The following is a 20,542-nucleotide window of genomic DNA, read 5'->3' on the forward strand; positions in this document are numbered from 1 at the left end:
TTTGTTTTAGAATAAATCGTTCGCAAAGTAAGAACACAATATTCAATAACTTAATAACAAAAATGGTCGATAGAGATAAAATATATCAAACTAAATTAATAAGTAACTAACTACTGACCTCTATAAAATTATATCAATTCCGTTTTGTTTCACAACCTAATTTTAGGTCTTATTGAATGCGTTTTAGCATCACATAACTGTATGCAAATTGTGCTAAAACAATACTCTTAAACATGTTCTAATAAACGAATATATTATAATGTATTACGGATTATAAAATTATGCCAATATGAATTTAAATTCTGCTTTATATACCGATTTGTATCAACTTGCAATGGGTCAATCGTATTTTTTAAAAGGGAAACACGAAGTCACCGCAACATTCGATTACTTCTTTAGAAAAAATCCTTTTGAAGGTGGTTACGTGTTATTCTGCGGATTAGAAGAAGCTTTAGATTGGTTAGAAACCATAGCATTTTCTGAAGAAGATATAACATATTTAAAGGCACAAGATTTTGATTCAGATTATATAAATTACTTAAAAACATTCAAGTTTACCGGACACATTCAAAGTATGCAAGAAGGTGAAATTATATTTCCTTTTAGTCCTATTTTAACGGTAACCGGATCAATAATTGAATGTCAGATTATAGAAACATTCATTTTAAATTGTCTTAATTTTCAATCTTTAATAGCCACAAAAGCAAGTCGAATTAGATACATTGCTGGAAAGGATAAAAGTTTAGCCGAATTTGGTTTACGACGTGCACAAGGTTTTGCTGGGCTTCAGGCCTCGCGATCGGCTTACATTGGAGGCTTTGATTATACATCTAATGTGCTTGCCGGAAAATTATACGACATTCCAGTCTCTGGAACAATGGCTCATGCTTTTATTCAAAGCTACGACGACGAGCTTACTGCCTTCAGAGATTTTGCAGAAACACGACCTATAAACTGTGTACTTTTAGTCGATACTTACGATACTTTAAAAAGCGGTGTTCCAAATGCCATAATAGTGGCCAAAGAAATGGAATCAAGAGGTGAAAAATTACTCGGAATTCGTTTAGATAGTGGAGATTTAGCATATTTATCTAAGGCTGCTAGAAAGCAATTGGATAAAGCCGGACTAGACTATGTAAAAATAGCAGCATCCAATCAGTTAGACGAACATGTTATTAGAAGTTTAAAAGAACAACATGCTCAGATTGATGTTTATGGCGTAGGAACAAACCTTGTTGTAGGTAAGGAAAATGGTGCATTAGATGGCGTTTATAAATTGTGTAGTTTTAACAATACACCACGAATAAAAATTTCTGAAAATTTAAAGAAAATGAATTTTCCAGGAAAAAAACAAGTGTATCGTTATATGAACGAAGACGGACTTTATATTGCAGATGCCATTACATTACACCATTTGGATGCACCAAAAACAATGGCACACCCCTTTGAAACACATAAACGTATGCCTATAGAATCTGCTTCATTTAGACCGCTTTTAATAGATGTTATGGTTGATGGGAAACGTGTTTATACAAAAAAATCGACTACTGAATTGGTTAAAATAGCAGAAGAAAATCTTTCAAAATTACCTGTAGAACATAAACGTTTTGCAAATCCGCATGTCTATAAAGTAGGCTTAAGTCCAGAATTGGAACAGTTAAGAGATCAATTAAAAAAAGATAAACTAAAATCGTAATGAAAGCACTTATTCTTGTAGATATTCAAAACGATTTTTTACCTGGCGGAACACTTGCAGTAAAACATGGTAACGCTATTATTCCGTTAGTAAATAGCATTCAATCTAAATTTGATGTTGTCGTTGCATCCCAAGATTGGCATCCATTAAATCATGCTAGTTTTGCCAATAATCACGAAAATAAAAAGGTATTCGATGTAATTAAATTAGAAGGTCAGGATCAAGTATTATGGCCAAATCATTGTGTACAAGGTACCAAAGGCGCAGAATTTTCTTCAGAATTAAATACACATGCAGTTTCTGCCATTTTTAGAAAAGGGATGCATAAAGACGTAGATAGTTACAGTGCATTTTTCGATAATAACAAAACGCAGCAAACCGGTTTAGCAGCGTATTTAAAAAGTATGGAGGTCACTAACGTTTATGTTTGTGGTTTAGCAGCAGACTATTGTGTGTATTTCACTGCAAAAGATGCACAAGCTTTAGGATTTAAAACATATTATATTACCGATGCTACACGTTATATTTCTGAAGAAGTTTACAACACTGCCATTCTAGATTTAAAACAACATGGTGTAATTATTTTAAACAGTGCCGACATTTAATTTATGAAGCAAACTTACGGTAAAACCGAAAAACTTAAGAGTAAAATTATTATTGAAAAACTCTTTTCCGAAGGGAAAACTGTGTCTGCATATCCGTTGCGTTTAGTCTATTTAAAAACTGCTTTAACAGAAAATGTTTCCATACAAACTGGCGTATCTGTAAGCAAGCGTAATTTTAAATTGGCTGTCGATAGAAATCGTATAAAACGCCTATTACGAGAAGCTTACCGATTAAACAAAAATAAACATTTCGATACTATTACGTCTCAATATGCGTTTATGATTTTGTATTTTGGTAAAGACATACCAACTTATGATTTTGTAGAAAAGAAAATATCTACCTTATTTGAAAAATTTTCGAAAGTTGAAGCTGAAAATTTATAGCTTTTTTCAATTTATAATAGTGGTTTAATTAACCGTTTTACACATGAAAACATTACTTAAAAAGAAGATACTTATTCCTATTTTGGCGGTTACTATATTTTTTTCGACCACTGCATTTCAGGACGATTTTTTTGAAATTGCCAAGCAAATAGAAATATTTACGACGCTTTACAAAGAACTAAACATGAATTATGTGGACGAAACTAATCCTGCCGATTTAATGGACACCGCTATAAAAAGTATGTTGAAGGATTTAGACCCTTATACCACATTTATGAACGAACAAGATGTGGAAGCTGCTAGAATTAATAACACTGGCGATTATACTGGTATTGGAGCACGTGTAAAGACACTTAAAGATAAATTGGTTATCATAGAACCTTATAAAGATTATCCAGCCGATAAAGCCGGTTTAAAAGCTGGAGACGAGATTATTAAAATTGGAACTATAGATTTAAAAACTTTTAAAGACGATAAAGGCGATTTGTTAAAAGGATCTTCTGGAACTACTATTGAAGTAACTTATATACGCCAAGGAGAAACATATACAGCCAGTATTAATAGGGCAGAATTAGAAATTACCGCTGTGCCTTATTTTTCTATGATTAATGAAAATACTGGTTATATAGTATTAAGTCAGTTTAATAGTAAAGCCTCTTCACAAACCACTTATGCTGTAAAAGATTTAAAAGCACAAGGGGCAAAAAATATAATTTTAGATTTACGTGACAACCCTGGTGGATTATTATCTGAAGCCGTAAATGTGGTGAATATTTTTATTCCGAAAAGCCAATTGGTAGTGACTACCAAATCTAAAGTCGAAAAATTCAATAAAACATATTACACACAAAAAGAAGCTTTAGATGTCGAAATACCTCTAGTTATTTTAATAAACGGTCGTAGTGCATCTGCAAGTGAAATTGTTGCTGGAACGCTTCAAGATTTAGATCGTGCTGTTGTACTTGGTTCTAGAAGTTTTGGAAAAGGATTAGTGCAACGACCAAAACAATTAACCTACGGAACACAATTAAAACTAACTATTTCTAGATATTATACGCCTTCTGGACGTTGTATTCAGGCTTTAGATTATTGGCATCGTGACGACAAAGGAGATGCGGTGCGAATTTCACAAGAAAATTATCACGAGTTTAAAACTAAAAATGGCAGACCAGTGTTCGATGGTGGTGGTGTTTTACCAGATGAATCTTTAGATATTACTAAAAATTCTGCCATTACAAATGCCATACTACAGAAAGACTTTATTTTTGATTATGCAACTACTTACTATTATGCACATCAAAATATGAAAGATATTGATAATTTTAAATTAACTGATTCTGATTTTTCTGACTTCAAAAAATATTTAAAAAGTAACGATTTTAATTTTGAAACCGAAACTGAGAAAGCATTATATAAAGCATTTCAAAGTGCAGAAAAAGAAGGTTTAGACGATAATATAGAGAAGGATTACAACACACTTATCAACAACCTAAACGCCTCAAAAATAAAGGGTATAGACGATAATAAAGCACAATTATCGAGTTTATTAACAGACGAAATTGTAAAACGTTATGCTTATAGAGAAGGTGTTTACGATTATTATAAAACACATAATCCTGAAATAAAACGCGCTACAGAAATTTTAAGTAACGCAACAACTTACAGCAAATTTTTAAATTAGTTAAGGTTTTAAAAGCATACTAATATGCGGAATACCATCTTCTAAATACGGTTCTGAAACAGCTACAAATCCTAAGTTATTATAAAAATATTCTAAATGTTTTTGAGCTGAAATTTTAATTATTGTTTCATTAAACTGATCGCTAATAGCCTGAATTGAAGCATTCATAATATCGTAACCATATTTATGAGAACGTTCGGTCGATTTTACTATTACACGACCAATACTCGCATTTTCAAAATAATCTCCAGAGGTAAAAATCCTAGTATATGCTACCAATTCGTAATTTTTAAAACCTAAAACGTGTAGTGCTCTATTGTCTTTTCCGTCTATATCTTGATACACACAATCTTGTTCGACCACAAAAACTTCACTTCGCAATTGTAATAAGGCATATAATTCATTTGTAGTTAATTCTTCAAATAATTTAATGGTAATATCTAACATAATTAAAAGGATTTTCTTTTTATAACTAAGGTTTTTAAATCAGTTAAACTGACTTCAAAATAAAATGTACCTTCATTTACTACTGTAGATTCTTGGTACATTTTTGGTGTAAATCTAAACACTTCCTGATCTGTTTGAATTAAAATAACAGCTTCATTATGTATCGTATTAAAAAGCATGAACTCTGTAAATGTACCAACATTGGTTTTTCCTTAGTGCTGAATAGTATTCCCAGATCGTATTTCTCCTCTTTTCCAAGAATAAGGTGTCTTATTAAGTAAACCCATTTTAAGCGTCTTAGGTTCTGGAATCAAATCTTCTGCTACATTTTCGAAAATTTGCTCGCAAGTTGTTAACACAAAAACACTTATAAATAACAGTAGTATACTAAGTGAATACCGCTCTAGTTTATGCTTTAAAATTATTAATATCATTTAATCTTGAACTATAATTTCTTTAGGATCTTCTTTATTAAACTCGGGTTGAATATTTACATGATTTATATTAAAATTATCACGTAAAATTGTTTCTATCTTAAACAAAATGCCGTTAAATTCGGTTAATGTAATATCTTCTTTAAAATCTAAATGTGCTTCTAAATGCAACTCATCATCATTTAAATTCCAAATGTGTACGTGATGTAATTTATTCACTTTTGGTAAAATATTTATTGCGCTCACCACATCTTTCACATTAATATGAGAAGGCGTAAAAAGCATTATCATTTTAGTAGAGGTTATTAACAAATCAAAACCTACCCAAATCAAATATAAACCTATTAAAAAAGTAAGCACACTATCTACCCAATACATTTGAAAATATTTCATGAGTAAGCCGCCAATTAATACAGCAACGCTAGCCATCATATCTGTAAATAAATGCAGATAAGCACTACGCATATTCAGATTAGATTTAGAATCTCCTTTTAATAACAACACGCTAAAACCATTAACCAAAATTCCTAAAATAGATAACCAAATAACAAGGTTAGATTCTATTGGTTCTGGGTGTTTAAAGCGTTTAATAGCTTCAATTATTAACAAAAATGCAATAATTATTAAAGTAGATGCATTAATAAAGGCAGCTAAAATTTCGGCACGTTTAAAGCCAAAGGTTCTAACATTAGATGCTTTTTGTTTAGAGAGTCTACTTGCTATATAACTTACTATTAAAGAAATAACATCTGTAAAATTATGTAATGCATCACTTAACAAAGACAAGCTACCAGAAAGTAATCCTCCAATAGCTTGACTTAGTGTAATAAGTATATTTAGTAAAATAGAAATAATTAAATTTCTACCTTTTAACTTATTATGATTGTGATTATGGTCTATAGACGTAGACATTTAGCAACTCACTGGAATTTTATTTACTCGGTTTTGGTGACGTCCGCCTTCGAAAGCAGTTTCTAAAAATGCATCTACCATTTCTATCGCTTGTTGTACCGCAGTATAACGTGCTGGAATACTTAAAATATTAGCATCGTTATGCTGTCTTGCTAAAACAACTATTTCTTTAGACCAACATAAAGCAGAACGTACGGCTTGATGTTTATTAGCTGTCATGTTTGCACCGTTTCCACTTCCGCAGATAATAATTCCAAAATCTACAGTCTTATTAGTAACGTCGTTTGCTACAGGATGTACAAAATCTGGATAATCTACACTATCTGAAGCATCGGTTCCATAGTTGTTAACAACGTATCCCTTTGCTTCTAAATGTTTTACGATTTCTAATTTATATTGTGTTCCTGCGTGATCATTTCCAATTGAAATTTTCATAATGTATTGCCCTATTTTTTAGTTATATTTAATGTAATTCAGTTTGCATAATACAAGTGGTAAATGTACGAAATGATGGTTAATAAACCACCTAAATGCCTAATAATTAAATACTTTACATTCCTTTATTAATTATGAAATTGATAGTAAGTATACCATTTATAAACGTTTACATAACAATTGTTCATAAAAACCTATTTAGTATTAATTAAATGTTAATATCTCTTGATTACTTTTTGAAACTTTTTCTTTTAAATCTCAGAAATTTTTACAACCAAACTTAAATCAATACACACCTAAAATTTAACTCATTTTCTTTAGAAAAGTTTTTAGCCCAAAATCAACTCATATAAACATCAATTTTAAATTTAATTATTAAACTTTTAAAGTAAATATCAGTTATCAACAGTTGTTAACAACCTTATAAAAACACTTCAAAATAAAGACTTTAATAGTCTAACAAGATGTTCACTTCGTATAGACAGTTTGTAAACTAAATAGAATCAAAATAAAACCTAAAAAAGTTATACCGCTATTAACAGACTATAATAAGCACCATTTATTTTTTTAAATTTTAAAAGAAAACTGATTATATATATATATGTGTGGATAACTCTTTTGTAAACTGAAATTGATTTGAATTTTAAAAGAATAGTTAAACTTCTTAATAAAGAAACATTGATTTAATTTTTAAAATGTAGCTTTGTTATAATACAAATGTAGATTATGACAAGAAAGCGAAAGAACAAAGCTTCAAAAGGAATTTCTAATCTCTCCCAAACGATTTTAAATATTCTAAGAAAGGAACGTAATAAGACCTTTAATTATAAACAAATAGGTGCTATATTGGAAGTAAATGATGCCAGTAGCAGAAATCAAATTATAAAAACACTTCAACAATTACTTGCTAAAAAAGAAATAGAAGAAGTAGAACGCGGTAAATTTAAAGCCGTTGTTAACACCGAATACCACACTGGAATTTTAGATTTAACTGCTAAAGGTGCTGGTTATGTAATTTCTGATGAATTTGAAGACGATATTTATATTGCCTCAAATAATATAAACAAAGCTTTAAATGGGGATGAAGTAGAGTTATATGTTTATAAACGCCGTAAACATGGAAAGTTAGAAGGTGAAATTACTACTATTATTAAACGTGCTAAAACAGAGTATGTTGGAGCTATTCAGCTAAGTAAAAACTATGCTTTTGTTGTGGTAGATGGTAACAAAATGTATAAAGATATTTTTGTTCCTATAAATAAAATTAATGGGGCAGAAGATGGTGATAAAGTACTAGTTAGTCTTGAAGATTGGCCGGATAAAGCCGATTCTCCAAATGGAAGAATACTTAAAGTTTTAGGTAAACCTGGAGAACATAATACCGAAATTCATTCCATTCTTGCAGATTACGGATTGCCTTACGAATTTCCTCCAGAAGTAGAAGAGTTTGCAAATAATATTGATACGTCTATAACCGAAGAAGAAATTAAGAAGCGTCGCGATATGCGTAAAGTATTAACTTTTACGATAGATCCAAAAGATGCTAAAGATTTTGATGATGCCTTATCTTTTGAAGTTTTAGAAAATGGAAATTTTGAAATTGGAATTCATATTGCCGATGTGTCTCATTACGTAAAAGAAGGCACAATTTTGGACGATGAAGCTTACGAACGTGCAACTTCTGTGTATTTAGTAGATCGAGTAGTACCGATGCTTCCAGAAATTTTATCGAATAATGCGTGTTCTTTACGTCCGCATGAAGAAAAATATACATTTTCAGCCGTTTTTGAATTAAATAATAAAGCTGAAGTTGTTAATGAATGGTTTGGTCGTACAGTAACGTACAGTGATGCACGTTTTGCTTACGAAGAAGCACAAGCGATTATAGAGAGTAAAACCAATACAATTCCAGCTGAAGTAGCATTAAATGGTGAAACATATTTAGTAGATCAGACCATTGCAGATGCCGTTTTAAAAATGGACGATTTAGCAAAAATTATGCGTAGTAGACGTATGAGTTCTGGAGCAATTTCGTTCGATAAGGTTGAAGTAAAATTTAATTTAGATGCAGAAAGTAATCCGATAGGTGTATTCTTTAAAACATCTGCAGATGCCAATAAATTAATCGAAGAATTTATGTTATTGGCTAACAGAAAAGTATCTGAATTTGTTGGAAAGAAAAAACCAGAAAAAACGTTTGTGTACCGTGTACACGACGAACCAGACGAAAGTAAATTACAAGCGCTTCAAAATGTGGTGTCTAAATTTGGTTATAAATTAGATTTTAAAGATCGTAAAACAATTTCGGCTTCATTAAATGGTTTATTATCGGATGTTGCAGGTAAAAAAGAACAAAATTTAGTCGATACTTTAGCGATTCGTACTATGAGTAAAGCTGAATATACCACACATAATATTGGACATTACGGTTTGGCTTTCGATTATTATAGTCATTTTACATCGCCAATTCGTCGTTATCCAGATGTTATGGCACATCGTTTATTACAATTGTATTTAGATGATGGAAAATCTGCTAACGATGTTATTTACGAAGAGAAATGTAAACATTCCAGCAGTATGGAATATTTAGCAACTAAAGCAGAACGCGACTCGATTAAATACATGCAAATTCGTTTTATGCAAGATCATAAAGATGAAGAATTTACGGGTGTAATTTCAGGAGTTACCGATTGGGGAATTTATGTAGAAATTATCGAAAATAAATGCGAAGGTATGGTTAGAATTCGCGATATAAAAGATGATTATTATGAATTCGACGAAAGTCAGTACGCTATAATTGGTCGGGAATCTAAAAAAATGTATCAATTAGGAGATGAAGTAATCGTAAAGGTTAAAGAAACCGATTTAGCACGAAAACATCTTGATTTTTATCTGATAGGAAAACCAAACGATTAAATAAATAACCGTTTATTACCATATAAAAATTACGTTATGTTGAATTTATTTCAGCCTAACGTAATTTTTAAAATAAGAGTTATAAGTATGATTATCAAATTTATAACGAATTAAATAGAATGAATAACAATTATATTTTTATTAAAATGAAACATTTAGTAGTACTTTTTATAGCATGTTTATCAATGGGAATACATGCACAAGAAACAGTAGAAAAAACAGTTGGAGAATTTAAAGAACTTAAAGTTTACGATTTAATCTCGGTAAATCTTATAAAATCAGATATTAACAAAATTGAAATTTCAGGTAATAATGCCGATAAAGTTGAAACCGTTAATAAAAATGGTACTTTAAAAGTTAGAATGAGCATTGATAATAGTTTTAACGGCGAAAAAACTAAGGTAAATATATATTACACTTCTATTGGAACTATAGATGTTAATGAAGGTTCTATGGTAACTTCTAAAGACACTCTTAAACAATTCGAAATTCATTTAAAAGCTCAGGAGGGCGCAAAAATAGATATTCCACTTAATGTATCGTTCGTAGTAGTAAAATCCATTACAGGTGGTAATATTACAACACAAGGAACTGCAAAGAATGAACAAATAAGTATTTTAACTGGTGGTATTTATAATGGGCAATTATTAGAATCTGAAACGTCTAAAGTAACTGTTCAGGCGGCTGGCGAAGCACATGTTAAAACATCTAAAGAATTAGATATTACAATCCGTGCTGGAGGCGATGTATATGTTTACGGAAATCCAGAAACCATTACTGAAAACAAAGTATTAGGAGGAAGAATTTTAAGAGTGGACTAATTCCCTTAAGTTTTACTAAATTTGCGATAGAGATCGCGTGATATGTTAGAAGACATTTTAAGAGCAATTCCTTTCGGAATATTGTTATCCTTTACTATTGGCCCAGTTTTTTTTGTATTACTGGAAACAAGTGCTACAAAGGGGTTTACAAGCGCTCTTATTTTTGATTTAGGTGTTATTTTAGCCGATTTATTTTTTATAATTGTTGCATTTTATAGTACAAGCCATATTTTAGAACACGTTAAAGGAGATCCTAATTTTATTATTTTTGGGGGTATTTTACTTATCGCTTATGGATTAATATCTTTTGTAAAAGCACAAAAATCCTTTAGAACTATTTTACGGGAATACCATCGTATAGAACTTCAAAGAAATTATGGTAAACTCTTTATGAAGGGTTTTTTACTAAATTTCATAAATGTAGGAGTCTTGTTTGGGTGGTTAAGTTTTATTGTAATTGGTAATTCTATGACTGATAACGTATATGGTATTCATGTGTTTCTAGGAACCATTTTAGCGGTGTATTTTATTGTCGATATTTTTAAAATATTAGCTGCTAAAGCACTAAGAAATAAGTTAACGCCTCGTATTATTTTTAAAACAAAAAAAATAGTATCACTTGTTATTTTAGGATTCGGAGTTTTATTATTAGTTCAAGGTTTTTTTCCGAAAGAAAAGCAAATTCTAAAAGAGAAATTTGAGCAGATAAATCCGTTAAATTAAACATATAATAATCCAGAGATTTTGGTTTACAATTTCTCTGGATTTCTTTTTTATTAAGCTTCAATCTGGAATTCGGCTCGTAATTTTTTAGCCGTATTTACTAAGTGTGTAAGTGCTAATTTTGTTTCTGGCCAATCTCTTGTTTTTAAACCACAATCTGGATTCACCCAAATATGTTCTATAGGTAATAATTGGCATGCTTTTTTAAGTAAGAGTTCAATTTCTTCAGAACTCGGTATTCTTGGAGAGTGTATATCATACACGCCAGGACCAATTTCGTTAGGGTATTTATAATCTACAAAAGCATCTAATAATTCCATATTAGAACGCGACGTTTCAATAGTAATCACATCGGCATCTAAACCGGCAACGCTATCAATAATATCATTAAATTCTGCATAGCACATATGTGTATGAATTTGTGTGCTATCTGCTACACCACAAGACGAAATTTTAAAAGATTCTATAGCCCAATTTAAGTACGTTTTCCAATCTTCTTTTCTAAGCGGTAATCCTTCTCTAATTGCAGGTTCATCTATTTGAATCATTTTAATACCTGCAGATTCTAAATCTAAGACTTCATCTCGTATGGCTAGAGCGATTTGTTTACATGTTGTCGATTTTGGCTGGTCATTACGTACAAAAGACCACTGTAAAATGGTTACTGGACCTGTAAGCATACCTTTTACTGGAATATCTGTTAAGGATTGTGCATAAGCCGTCCAGTTAACTGTCATTGGGTGTTCTCTAGAGACATCTCCAAAAATAATTGGTGGTTTTACACAACGGCTCCCATAACTTTGTACCCAACCAAAATTTGTAAACGCAAATCCATTTAATTGCTCTCCAAAATATTCTACCATGTCGTTTCTTTCAAACTCGCCATGTACTAAAACATCTAATCCAATACCTTCTTGAAAACGAATGGTTTCTTCTATTTCAACCTGAATTAATAGATCGTATTCAGTTTGTGAAATGTCACCTTTTTTAAATTTAGAACGCCAACTTCTTACGTCTTTGGTTTGTGGAAAAGATCCGATTGTAGTTGTTGGAAATAATGGTAAATTTAAAATGCTTTTTTGTTGACTTTGTCTTTCCTTAAATATGGATCGTCTAGTACTATCTTTTGGAGTTAATCTAGATACTCTATTTTTTACAGATTCGTTATGAATTAATTTAGAAGTTTTCTTGTTTAAATTAGCAAGTTTATTAGCTTTTAATTCAGCTATATTTTCATCTGAATTTGGATGAATTACTAATGATTTTAATCTTACTATTTCTTCAACTTTTTGTTTTGAAAACGCTAACCATTGTTTAATATCTGTTGGTAATTTTTGTTCTAAATTTAAATCCAACGGACTATGTAATAACGAACATGACGAGGAAATCCAAACTTTATCTTTTCCTAGAATATTTGTTGCTTTTTCAATCAGTTTTAAACTTTGTTCAAAATCATTTTTCCAAATATTTCTACCGTCAATAACACCTAAAGATAAAATGATTTTTTTATTAAATGTTTCAGCATTTAAAATATCATCTAATTGTAATGGACACCTTACTAAATCCAGATGTAATGCGTGTACAGGAAGTTTTAAAACCGTTTTTAAATTATCGCCATAACAATCAAAATAATTAGCTAATATTATTTTTAAATTTGGAAATGCTTCTGTTAATTTTGTATAGGTTTTAGTAATGCTTTCTTGTTCTTTTACAGATAGATTTGTGCTTAAACACGGTTCGTCAAACTGAATATATTCTGCTCCGGCATCGATTAATTTTTCAACTAATTGAAAATATACAGGAATTAACTTATCTAGTAATTCAATCCTATTAAATCCAGATTCTTTTTCTTTTCCTAATACTAAAAATGTAACCGGTCCAATTAATACTGGTTTGGTTTTTATACCTAAATTTAAAGCTTCTTTAAATTCGTTTACAGCTTTTAAATTTAGAAGTTCAAAAGTCTGACTTTTACTAAATTCAGGTACAATGTAATGGTAATTAGTATCGAACCATTTTGTCATTTCCATTGCTGTAATATCAAAACCATCTTTTTGTATACCACGTGCCATGGCGTAATATAAATCTAACGGATTATCTTTTAATTTTATGGAGTTGTAACGTTCTGGAATACATCCTAAAGTAAGCGTTAAATCTAAAACTTGATCGTATAAAGAAAAGTCGTTAGACGGAATTAAATCTATACCTAACTCCTGTTGATAGGTCCAATTATCTTGCCTAATTTTAGCAGCATTTTGCAAATGATTTTCTAACGATATTTCATGTTTCCAATAGGCTTCAGAAGATTTTTTAAGTTCCCTTTTACTTCCAATTCTGGGATATCCTAAGAGGTTCGTTTTCATAATTTTCAAGTTTTTTAATTAGTTTTAAAATCTTTTCAAAATTATAAATACATTCTTATTATCTTTAATCTTTTAAAAAATAGGATTATAAACCTTTAATAGTATAAAATAATATTTTTTTTATCTTTTTAATTATCGATTAAATAAGCTTCACAGAATAAAACACTATGCATCACTTAGACACTACAGATATACAGCTATTAAAATTACTTCAAGAAAACTCTAATGTGACTACAAAAGAGTTAGCTAAGCAAGTTAATCTATCTGCAACTCCAGTTTTTGAACGTATTAAAAAATTAGAAAATGAAGGCTATATTAAAAAATATGTTGCTGTTTTAGATGGCGATAAATTAAATAAATCTTTAATAGCTTTTTGTAGTATTCGTTTAAAAGAGCACACAAAAATTATAGGTAACAAATTTGTTCACGACATAAAATCTTTAAAGGAAGTTACAGAATGCTACAATACATCTGGCGATTTCGATTTCTTATTAAAGGTTATTGTAGAAGATATGAAGCATTATCAAGATTTTGTTTTAAATAGTTTAGGCTCGATAGAAAATATAGGAAGTGCACATACAACCTTTGTAATGGGCGAGATTAAACACAGTTACGATATTCCAATAGATTAAAAATTAGGCATAAAAAAACCTCCAAGTAAACTTGAAGGTTTTGAAGAGGCGTCGAGCGGATTCGAACCGCTGTACAAGGTTTTGCAGACCTCTGCCTAGCCACTCGGCCACGACGCCGTAATTAACGGATTGCAAAGGTATAAAAAATTACGATTGTAAGCTATATACTTTTACTTTTTTCTTTTCTCCGTCATTTTTATAGTCACCATTTCTACATCTCCACCTATAGGAGGGTTTAATTTACTAACGCTAATGTTCGCTTTGTCTATCTGTTTATTTTCTTTTAAAATTCTAACCAATATACGTTTAGCTACAGTTTCAAGAAGGTAAGAAGGGATTTTCATTTCTTCTCTAACTATCCGATTTAAAAATACATAATCTACAGTATCAGCCAAGTTATCTGATACTGCCGATGCTTGTAAATTGGCTTTTATAACCAAATCTACCCGGTAATCACTTCCTATTTTAGTTTCTTCGGTTAAACAACCGTGATTCGCGAAAATTCTAATGTTTTCTACTTTTATAATGCCCATAAGCTTATAAATAAATGATATTTTGTGGATTAAAAATTTTTATAAAATTAATCATTATCTCTTAGATTAATAGTAAGCAAGCGGATATTTCATTAATTTCGCGCTTTATTTTTAATAGGTATTCATATCACTTATGTCTGAAGAAACAAAATCACTCAATTTTATTGAACATATTATAGAAAACGATTTAAAAACAGAAATATCTCAAGATAAATTACGTTTTCGTTTTCCACCAGAACCTAATGGGTATTTACATATTGGTCATACAAAAGCCATCGGAATTAGTTTTGGTTTAGGGGAGCGTTATAATGCGCCTGTAAACCTGCGTTTCGACGATACAAATCCAGCTAAAGAAGAGCAGGAATATGTAGACGCGATTAAAGAAGATGTGTCTTGGTTAGGTTACAAATGGGATAAAGAAGTCTATTCTTCAGATTATTTTCAGCAGTTATTCGATTGGGCGGTTCAACTTATAAAAGATGGTAAAGCGTATGTCGATTCGCAATCGTCTGAAGCTATGGCCGAACAAAAAGGAACACCAACACAACCTGGTGTAGATGGTCCGTTTAGAGATCGTACTGTAGAAGAAAACCTAGATTTATTCAACCGTATGAAAGCGGGAGAATTTAACGAAGGCGAACATATTTTACGTGCTAAAATAGATATGCAACATGTAAATATGTTAATGCGTGATCCTATTATTTATAGAATTTTAAAGAAATCGCATCACCGTACAGGAGATACTTGGTGTATTTACCCAATGTACGACTGGACGCATGGTGAAAGTGACTATTTAGAACAAGTATCACATAGTTTATGTTCGCTAGAATTTAAACCTCACAGAGAGCTTTACGATTGGTTTATTAAGCAAGTTGTAATTTCTAATAATCAATTAGTGTATAAAATTTTGAAAGGTATTCCTCGGATTGGAGATGAAAGAGCATATAATGTTATTTCTAAAATTTCTGCAGATGATTTTTGGAATGCAATAAAAAATAATAAAGTTGATTGTTTTATAAAAATAACTGGTATTGGTAAAATTACATCCAATAGAATAATTGAAGAATTTAAAAATAAAGTTTTAAATTCAAGCGACGAAAATAATGATCTTTCTAGAGAGCTTTTAACTAAATTAATTAAAAAACTTAAAATTTTACCTAAACAACGCGAATTTGCACGTTTAAATTTAAGTTATACCATTATGAGTAAGCGTAAGTTGTTGCAATTGGTAGAAGATGGTGTGGTAAACGGTTGGGACGATCCGCGTATGCCAACTATTTCTGGTTTACGTCGTCGTGGTTATACGCCAACTGCTATCAATAAATTTGTAGAAACTGTTGGAGTTGCAAAACGTGAAAATGTAATCGATGTTTCGCTTTTAGAATTCTGTATTCGTGAAGATCTAAACAAAACAGCACCTCGTGTTATGGCTGTTTTAGATCCTGTAAAATTGGTAGTTACTAATTATCCTGAAGATAAAGAAGAATGGTTAGAAGCAGAAAATAATCAGGAAGATGATAGCGCTGGATTTAGACAAGTACCTTTTTCTCGTGAATTATATATCGAACGTGACGATTTTCAAGAACGTGCAAATAGTAAATATTTCCGTTTGACTTTGGGAAAAGAAGTGCGTTTAAAAAATGCATATATTATAAAAGGAGAGCGTGTAGTTAAAGATGAAAACGGTAACATTACCGAAATTCATGTGAGTTACGATCCTGAAACTCTAAGTGGAAGTGGGACAGAAGCGAGTTTAAGAAAAGTAAAAGGAACCTTGCATTGGGTATCTATAAAACATGCCGTTACAGCTGAGGTTAGAGAATACGACAGATTATTTATGGATGAATCTCCAGATAGTCATGCCGATAAAAGCTTTATGGATTTTGTAAATCCAGAATCGTTAAAATTAATCACCGCTTATGTAGAACCGAGTTTAACAGAAGCTCATGTTGGAGACCGTTTTCAGTTTCAACGTTTAGGGTATTTTAATGTTGATAAAGATAGTTCTGCTGAAAAAATAATTTTTAACAAAACGGTTGGTTTACGTGATTCTTGGATTAAAGAAAAGCCGAAAACTGAAGCGAATCAAAACCAGAATCAGAACAAACCAAAATCGAATCAGCCGCAACGTAAAGCGATTGATGTTATTCAGCAATTTGGTAAAAAATATACCAATCTGCCAGATGAAAAACGCGAAAAAATTAAAGCTGATATTTTTGAATTGGCAGAAAATGTGTCTTACGACGAATTAGAGCCTTTATTTGGAACTGCCGCTAAAAAAGTAGGTACACGTATCGCTGCGATGTTAACGTTAAATGTACTGCTTAAAAACGGCTTAGAACGTAATGATGCCGTTAACGAATTTATAGAAAAAGGATTAGAAGATAGTAATGAACTTTTAGTAGCCGAAGCTTCCGATTTATAATCAATATACAATACTACCTAAAGCCTTGAAATAATAAATATTTCAAGGCTTTTTTTATGTCCAATTGTTAGGAACTCTTATGGGATATTTTAATCTATTCTAAGTATTTTTGTAAAACACGTTTTTAAAATTTTAAGTATGGTTTTTATAGATAATGAAGGAATTACAGATCCGCATTTAAATTTAGCATTAGAGGAATATGCATTGCGACATTTTGATACTGAAACAGATTATTTGTTATTCTACATTAATGAACCTTCAATAATTATTGGTCGAAATCAAAATACATTAGAAGAAATTAATCAAGATTATATTACTGAAAAAGGTATTCATGTGGTGCGCCGCATTAGTGGAGGAGGAGCTGTTTATCATGATTTAGGAAATCTAAATTTTAGTTTTATTACGAAGCACGATAATAGCAGTATGCATAATTTTAAAAAATTTACTGCACCCGTTATTGAAGTGTTGAAAAACTTTAATATTGAAGCCGAACTTATTGGAAGAAATGACATTTTAATCGATGGAAAAAAAGTATCTGGAACCGCTCAATTTACAACAGGAAAACGCATGTTTAGTCATGGAACGTTATTGTTAAGTACCGACTTAAATGAAGTCGCGAATGCCTTGCAAGTTAAGATGAGTAAAATTCAATCCAAAGGTCATAAATCGGTTAGAAGTCGTGTTGCTAATATTAGTGATTTTTTAGATGAACCGTTAACTATTGAAGCGTTTAGAAGTTTGATTTTAGAAGGTTTATATGTGAACGATAAAAATTTTAAAACTTATGAATTTACTGAAGCCGATCGTGAAGGTATTGCAAAATTAAAAGCAGATAAATATGACGATTGGAATTGGAATTACGGACGTTCGCCTAAGTTTAATATTCAGCGTACAAAACGTTTTGCTATAGGAGAAATTGATTTGAGAATTTTTGTGGAAAAAGGACACATTGCTGAATTTACCGTATTTGGAGATTTCTTCGGAAAAAATTCGGTTGAAGAACTCTCAGCGATTTTAATTGGACTGCCTTATGAGGAAATAGCTATAAAAAATGCTTTAAAAGATATTGATTTGACGGAGTATTTTGGAGCGATTGATAAAAATGAATTTATTACTATGATTTATGGTAATGATGATTTAGATACTACAACGGTTAATTTATGAACCTAAGAGCCTTAATATTAATCATAATAAATAGCGTGATATTTTTAGTTATACTCATGCTATCTGTTACGTTTTATAATGAGTTTTCAAAAGTTTTAGACGATAGAATATTATTGCAATTAAATTCTGTAAAAACATTAAAACAGATTCAAGTAGAAGATTTAATTAACACGGAATGGAATACATTTTTAAATGAAAATAAGACGGATTCATCTACTCTAGATTCACTCAATTTTAGTATTCCTAAAGACGTATTAAATATACCTGGAATTTATGATTTAACAATATATCAACCCGATGGTATTACTTCAATTGGTTTGGTTTCTGAAATAAATGGGCTACCGAAAGTTAAAATTATAGACTATAATAAAATTAATGAAATTTTATTAGAACGTGCAGGAATGGGGAGTAGTGGAGAGTCCTATTTAGTCGGTTCAGATTTTTATTTAAGATCCCAATCTAGATCTTTACCACAAGAAACACCTTCGACTATAGAGATTAAAACCCAAGGTGTTACAGATGCATTATCTGGTAAAATTGGGAGAGGCGTTTTAAAAGATTATCGTGGCATTGAAGTCTATAGTGTTTATAGTCCGATTAACATCTCTCATCTTAAATTAGCCATACTTTCAGAAATAGATAAAAGTGAAGTTAGGGCGCCTTTAGCACAACTGAGATCAAAATTATTAGGTCTTACCATCTTAATTATGATTTTCGCCATCATTTTATCACTTTTTTTAACGCGCATTATTACAAATCCTATTGCTAGTATGGGTAAAAGCTTAAAAATAATGTCTGGAGGGGACTATAACGAAAAGAAGAAATTTGTTAAAAATCCGAGTGAGATTAAAGACATGTTTGAAGCACTGGATAATTTTAAAAAATCGTTACAAGGTGCTGTAAATTTCTCAAAAGAATTAGGTAAAATGAATCTTAATTCAGATTATGCTCCAAAAAGTGAGCACGATGTTTTGGGTAAAAGTCTCATTAAAATGAGGGATAAACTTATAGAATTTAGAAATAAAGAAAATAAAAATAGTATTAACACCAAACGACAATTGGTAGATGGTTTGGAAAATGAAAGACGCCGATTGTCTAGAGAACTTCATGATGGTATTGGTCCGTTATTAACAGCTTTAAAATTTTATATTGAAAACCATATACAAGATAAAAATAAGAAGTTAGAAATGATACGGATTTTAGACGGAACCATTTCAGAAATTCGATTAATGTCTAATGCTTTAATGCCATCAACAATAGATGATTTTGGAATAGGTGTAGCCTTAACTAATTTTGTAAATACGTTTAAAAAGACCTCTGGAATTTCGATTGAATTCGAAGATTTAACTCAAGAAAATACTAGTAAAATAACTAAAAATCAAGCTATAAATATATTTAGAATAGGACAGGAGTTAGTTAATAATGCATTGAAACATTCTACTGCTAAAAACATTAGAATTTCACTTTCTGAATTTGACGATTTTATTTCTCTTTTTTACTTTGACGACGGTATAGGTTTTGATTTAAAAAAAGTAAAATTAGGTTCTGGAATTACCAATATAAAAGAGCGCGTAGACATTTGTAATGGACAGATTCAGATACAGTCAGAACCCGGAAATACTACAGTTGAAATTGAATTACCTATTGAGTTATGAATAAAATAAAAATTATAATTGCAGACGATCATGAGCTTTTTAGAAACGGTTTAAAAGAACTTCTAAATAAGCATGAAGATATAGAAGTTTTGGCATCGGTAGGCGATGGTTTACTTTTTATGGAAGCTATCGAAAAGTTAAAAGATACAAGTATTGTTTTACTAGATCTTACTATGCCAAATATGGATGGTTTTGAAGTTTTAAAAGCACTTAAAAATATAAATCCTTCTATTAAACCCATCATTATTTCTATGCATGACGATGGTAATTATATTGCTAAAAGTGCTAAAGCAGGAGCGTATGGATATTTGCTTAAAAATACAGATGAAGATGAATTAATTAAGGTGATTAGAATAGTAAGTCAAGGCAAGAAATATTTTAGTCCAACGATCTCCGAAAAGATGATAAATTTTATGTCGGAGCATAAGGTTAGTGAAAACATAATTTCTAATAAAGAAAAGGAAGTTTTGGGTTTAATTTCCGAGGGTTTAACTACCAAAGAAATTGCCGCAAAGTTATTTGTAAGTACACGAACAATTGAAACCCATCGCGCTAATACTTTAAAAAAATTAGATGTGAAAAATACTGCAGAGCTTATAAAAAAAGCAACCGAGATTAATTTAATTTAAAACGTTTATCCGTATTTATACGGATACCGATTACGTGGTTTTTACGACCTGTAAACACCTAGTGTTGTGTTTAATTTTGTATCAAAC

The 20,542-nt window shown here is 30.7% G+C and carries 19 protein-coding genes, 1 tRNA gene and 1 pseudogene; 13 read left to right on the forward strand and 8 right to left on the reverse strand.

The window, feature by feature from the left end:
• The 5 genes and pseudogenes from R6X41_RS08975 to R6X41_RS08995 all read left to right on the forward strand — a co-directional run.
• Positions 1-110, forward strand: a pseudogene (locus R6X41_RS08975) (IS1595 family transposase); the annotation flags it as partial.
• A gap of 179 nt (positions 111-289) precedes the next feature.
• Positions 290-1,696 (forward strand): nicotinate phosphoribosyltransferase, encoded by a 1,407-nt coding sequence (locus R6X41_RS08980; RefSeq protein WP_318499451.1) that lies wholly within the window; start codon positions 290-292, stop codon positions 1,694-1,696.
• The gene (gene pncA, locus R6X41_RS08985) at positions 1,696-2,301 is read left to right on the forward strand and encodes a bifunctional nicotinamidase/pyrazinamidase (protein ID WP_318499452.1); all 606 of its coding nucleotides are present in this window, start codon (positions 1,696-1,698) and stop codon (positions 2,299-2,301) included. The genes R6X41_RS08980 and pncA overlap by 1 nt, the downstream gene beginning before the upstream one ends.
• Before the next feature lie 3 nt (positions 2,302-2,304).
• Positions 2,305-2,685, forward strand: a complete 381-nt coding sequence (gene rnpA, locus R6X41_RS08990; protein WP_318499454.1) for a ribonuclease P protein component — start codon at positions 2,305-2,307, stop codon at positions 2,683-2,685.
• 43 nt (positions 2,686-2,728) lie between these two features.
• The gene (locus R6X41_RS08995) at positions 2,729-4,366 is read left to right on the forward strand and encodes a S41 family peptidase (protein ID WP_318499456.1); all 1,638 of its coding nucleotides are present in this window, start codon (positions 2,729-2,731) and stop codon (positions 4,364-4,366) included.
• Here R6X41_RS08995 and R6X41_RS09000 read toward each other — a convergent pair whose 3' ends face one another.
• The 5 genes from R6X41_RS09000 to rpiB are packed head-to-tail and all read right to left on the reverse strand — an operon-like array spanning position 4,367 to position 6,594.
• Positions 4,367-4,813, reverse strand: coding sequence for a GNAT family N-acetyltransferase (locus R6X41_RS09000; RefSeq protein WP_318499458.1), 447 nt, complete (start codon positions 4,811-4,813; stop codon positions 4,367-4,369). It abuts the gene before it with no gap.
• A gap of 2 nt (positions 4,814-4,815) precedes the next feature.
• A complete protein-coding gene (locus R6X41_RS09005; RefSeq protein ID WP_318499460.1) occupies positions 4,816-4,992 on the reverse strand; it encodes a hypothetical protein in 177 nt (58 codons plus the stop codon).
• Positions 4,993-5,025: 33 nt separating this feature from the next.
• Complete coding sequence (locus R6X41_RS09010; RefSeq protein ID WP_318499462.1) at positions 5,026-5,247, reverse strand: hypothetical protein; 222 nt, start codon at positions 5,245-5,247, stop codon at positions 5,026-5,028.
• The gene (locus tag R6X41_RS09015; protein ID WP_318499464.1) at positions 5,248-6,159 is read right to left on the reverse strand and encodes a cation diffusion facilitator family transporter; all 912 of its coding nucleotides are present in this window, start codon (positions 6,157-6,159) and stop codon (positions 5,248-5,250) included.
• Positions 6,160-6,594 (reverse strand): ribose 5-phosphate isomerase B, encoded by a 435-nt coding sequence (gene rpiB / locus R6X41_RS09020; protein WP_318499466.1) that lies wholly within the window; start codon positions 6,592-6,594, stop codon positions 6,160-6,162. It abuts the gene before it with no gap.
• Positions 6,595-7,320: 726 nt separating this feature from the next.
• Between rpiB and rnr the strand changes: the two genes are divergently transcribed.
• The 3 genes from rnr (at position 7,321) to R6X41_RS09035 (ending at position 11,054) form a co-directional block, all read left to right on the forward strand.
• Positions 7,321-9,510 carry a ribonuclease R gene (gene rnr, locus R6X41_RS09025; protein WP_318499468.1) on the forward strand — a complete coding sequence of 730 codons (2,190 nt, stop codon included), beginning with the start codon at positions 7,321-7,323 and terminating at the stop codon, positions 9,508-9,510.
• 146 nt (positions 9,511-9,656) lie between these two features.
• On the forward strand, positions 9,657-10,331 hold the full coding sequence (locus tag R6X41_RS09030; RefSeq protein ID WP_318499471.1) for a head GIN domain-containing protein: 675 nt from the start codon (positions 9,657-9,659) through the stop codon (positions 10,329-10,331).
• A 42-nt stretch (positions 10,332-10,373) separates the two neighbouring features.
• Positions 10,374-11,054, forward strand: coding sequence for a LysE family translocator (locus R6X41_RS09035; protein WP_318499473.1), 681 nt, complete (start codon positions 10,374-10,376; stop codon positions 11,052-11,054).
• A gap of 53 nt (positions 11,055-11,107) precedes the next feature.
• Here the strand turns inward: R6X41_RS09035 and metE are convergent, their stop codons facing one another.
• The gene (gene metE / locus R6X41_RS09040; protein ID WP_318499475.1) at positions 11,108-13,417 is read right to left on the reverse strand and encodes a 5-methyltetrahydropteroyltriglutamate--homocysteine S-methyltransferase; all 2,310 of its coding nucleotides are present in this window, start codon (positions 13,415-13,417) and stop codon (positions 11,108-11,110) included.
• A 167-nt stretch (positions 13,418-13,584) separates the two neighbouring features.
• On the opposite strand from metE, the gene R6X41_RS09045 reads away from it, so the two are divergent.
• Positions 13,585-14,049 (forward strand): Lrp/AsnC family transcriptional regulator, encoded by a 465-nt coding sequence (locus tag R6X41_RS09045; RefSeq protein ID WP_318499477.1) that lies wholly within the window; start codon positions 13,585-13,587, stop codon positions 14,047-14,049.
• Between the two features lie 46 nt (positions 14,050-14,095).
• Here the strand turns inward: R6X41_RS09045 and R6X41_RS09050 are convergent.
• Positions 14,096-14,166, reverse strand: a tRNA-Cys gene (locus R6X41_RS09050).
• 53 nt (positions 14,167-14,219) lie between these two features.
• Positions 14,220-14,582, reverse strand: a complete 363-nt coding sequence (folB, locus tag R6X41_RS09055) for a dihydroneopterin aldolase (RefSeq protein ID WP_318499479.1) — start codon at positions 14,580-14,582, stop codon at positions 14,220-14,222.
• A 133-nt stretch (positions 14,583-14,715) separates the two neighbouring features.
• Between folB and R6X41_RS09060 the strand changes: the two genes are divergently transcribed.
• From R6X41_RS09060 to R6X41_RS09075, 4 genes are all read left to right on the forward strand, one after another.
• Entirely contained in the window at positions 14,716-17,007 is a 2,292-nt protein-coding gene (locus tag R6X41_RS09060; protein WP_318499481.1) for a glutamate--tRNA ligase family protein, read from the forward strand.
• A gap of 138 nt (positions 17,008-17,145) precedes the next feature.
• Positions 17,146-18,171, forward strand: a complete 1,026-nt coding sequence (gene lplA / locus R6X41_RS09065; RefSeq protein ID WP_318499483.1) for a lipoate--protein ligase — start codon at positions 17,146-17,148, stop codon at positions 18,169-18,171.
• A gap of 35 nt (positions 18,172-18,206) precedes the next feature.
• On the forward strand, positions 18,207-19,826 hold the full coding sequence (locus R6X41_RS09070; protein ID WP_318499485.1) for a sensor histidine kinase: 1,620 nt from the start codon (positions 18,207-18,209) through the stop codon (positions 19,824-19,826).
• A complete protein-coding gene (locus tag R6X41_RS09075; RefSeq protein ID WP_318499487.1) occupies positions 19,823-20,455 on the forward strand; it encodes a response regulator transcription factor in 633 nt (210 codons plus the stop codon). Before R6X41_RS09070 ends, R6X41_RS09075 begins: the two co-directional genes overlap by 4 nt.
• Positions 20,456-20,542 lie beyond the last annotated feature (87 nt).

Origin of the sequence: Formosa sejongensis (assembly GCF_033447105.1) — a bacterium.
Lineage (GTDB): Bacteria > Bacteroidota > Bacteroidia > Flavobacteriales > Flavobacteriaceae > Formosa.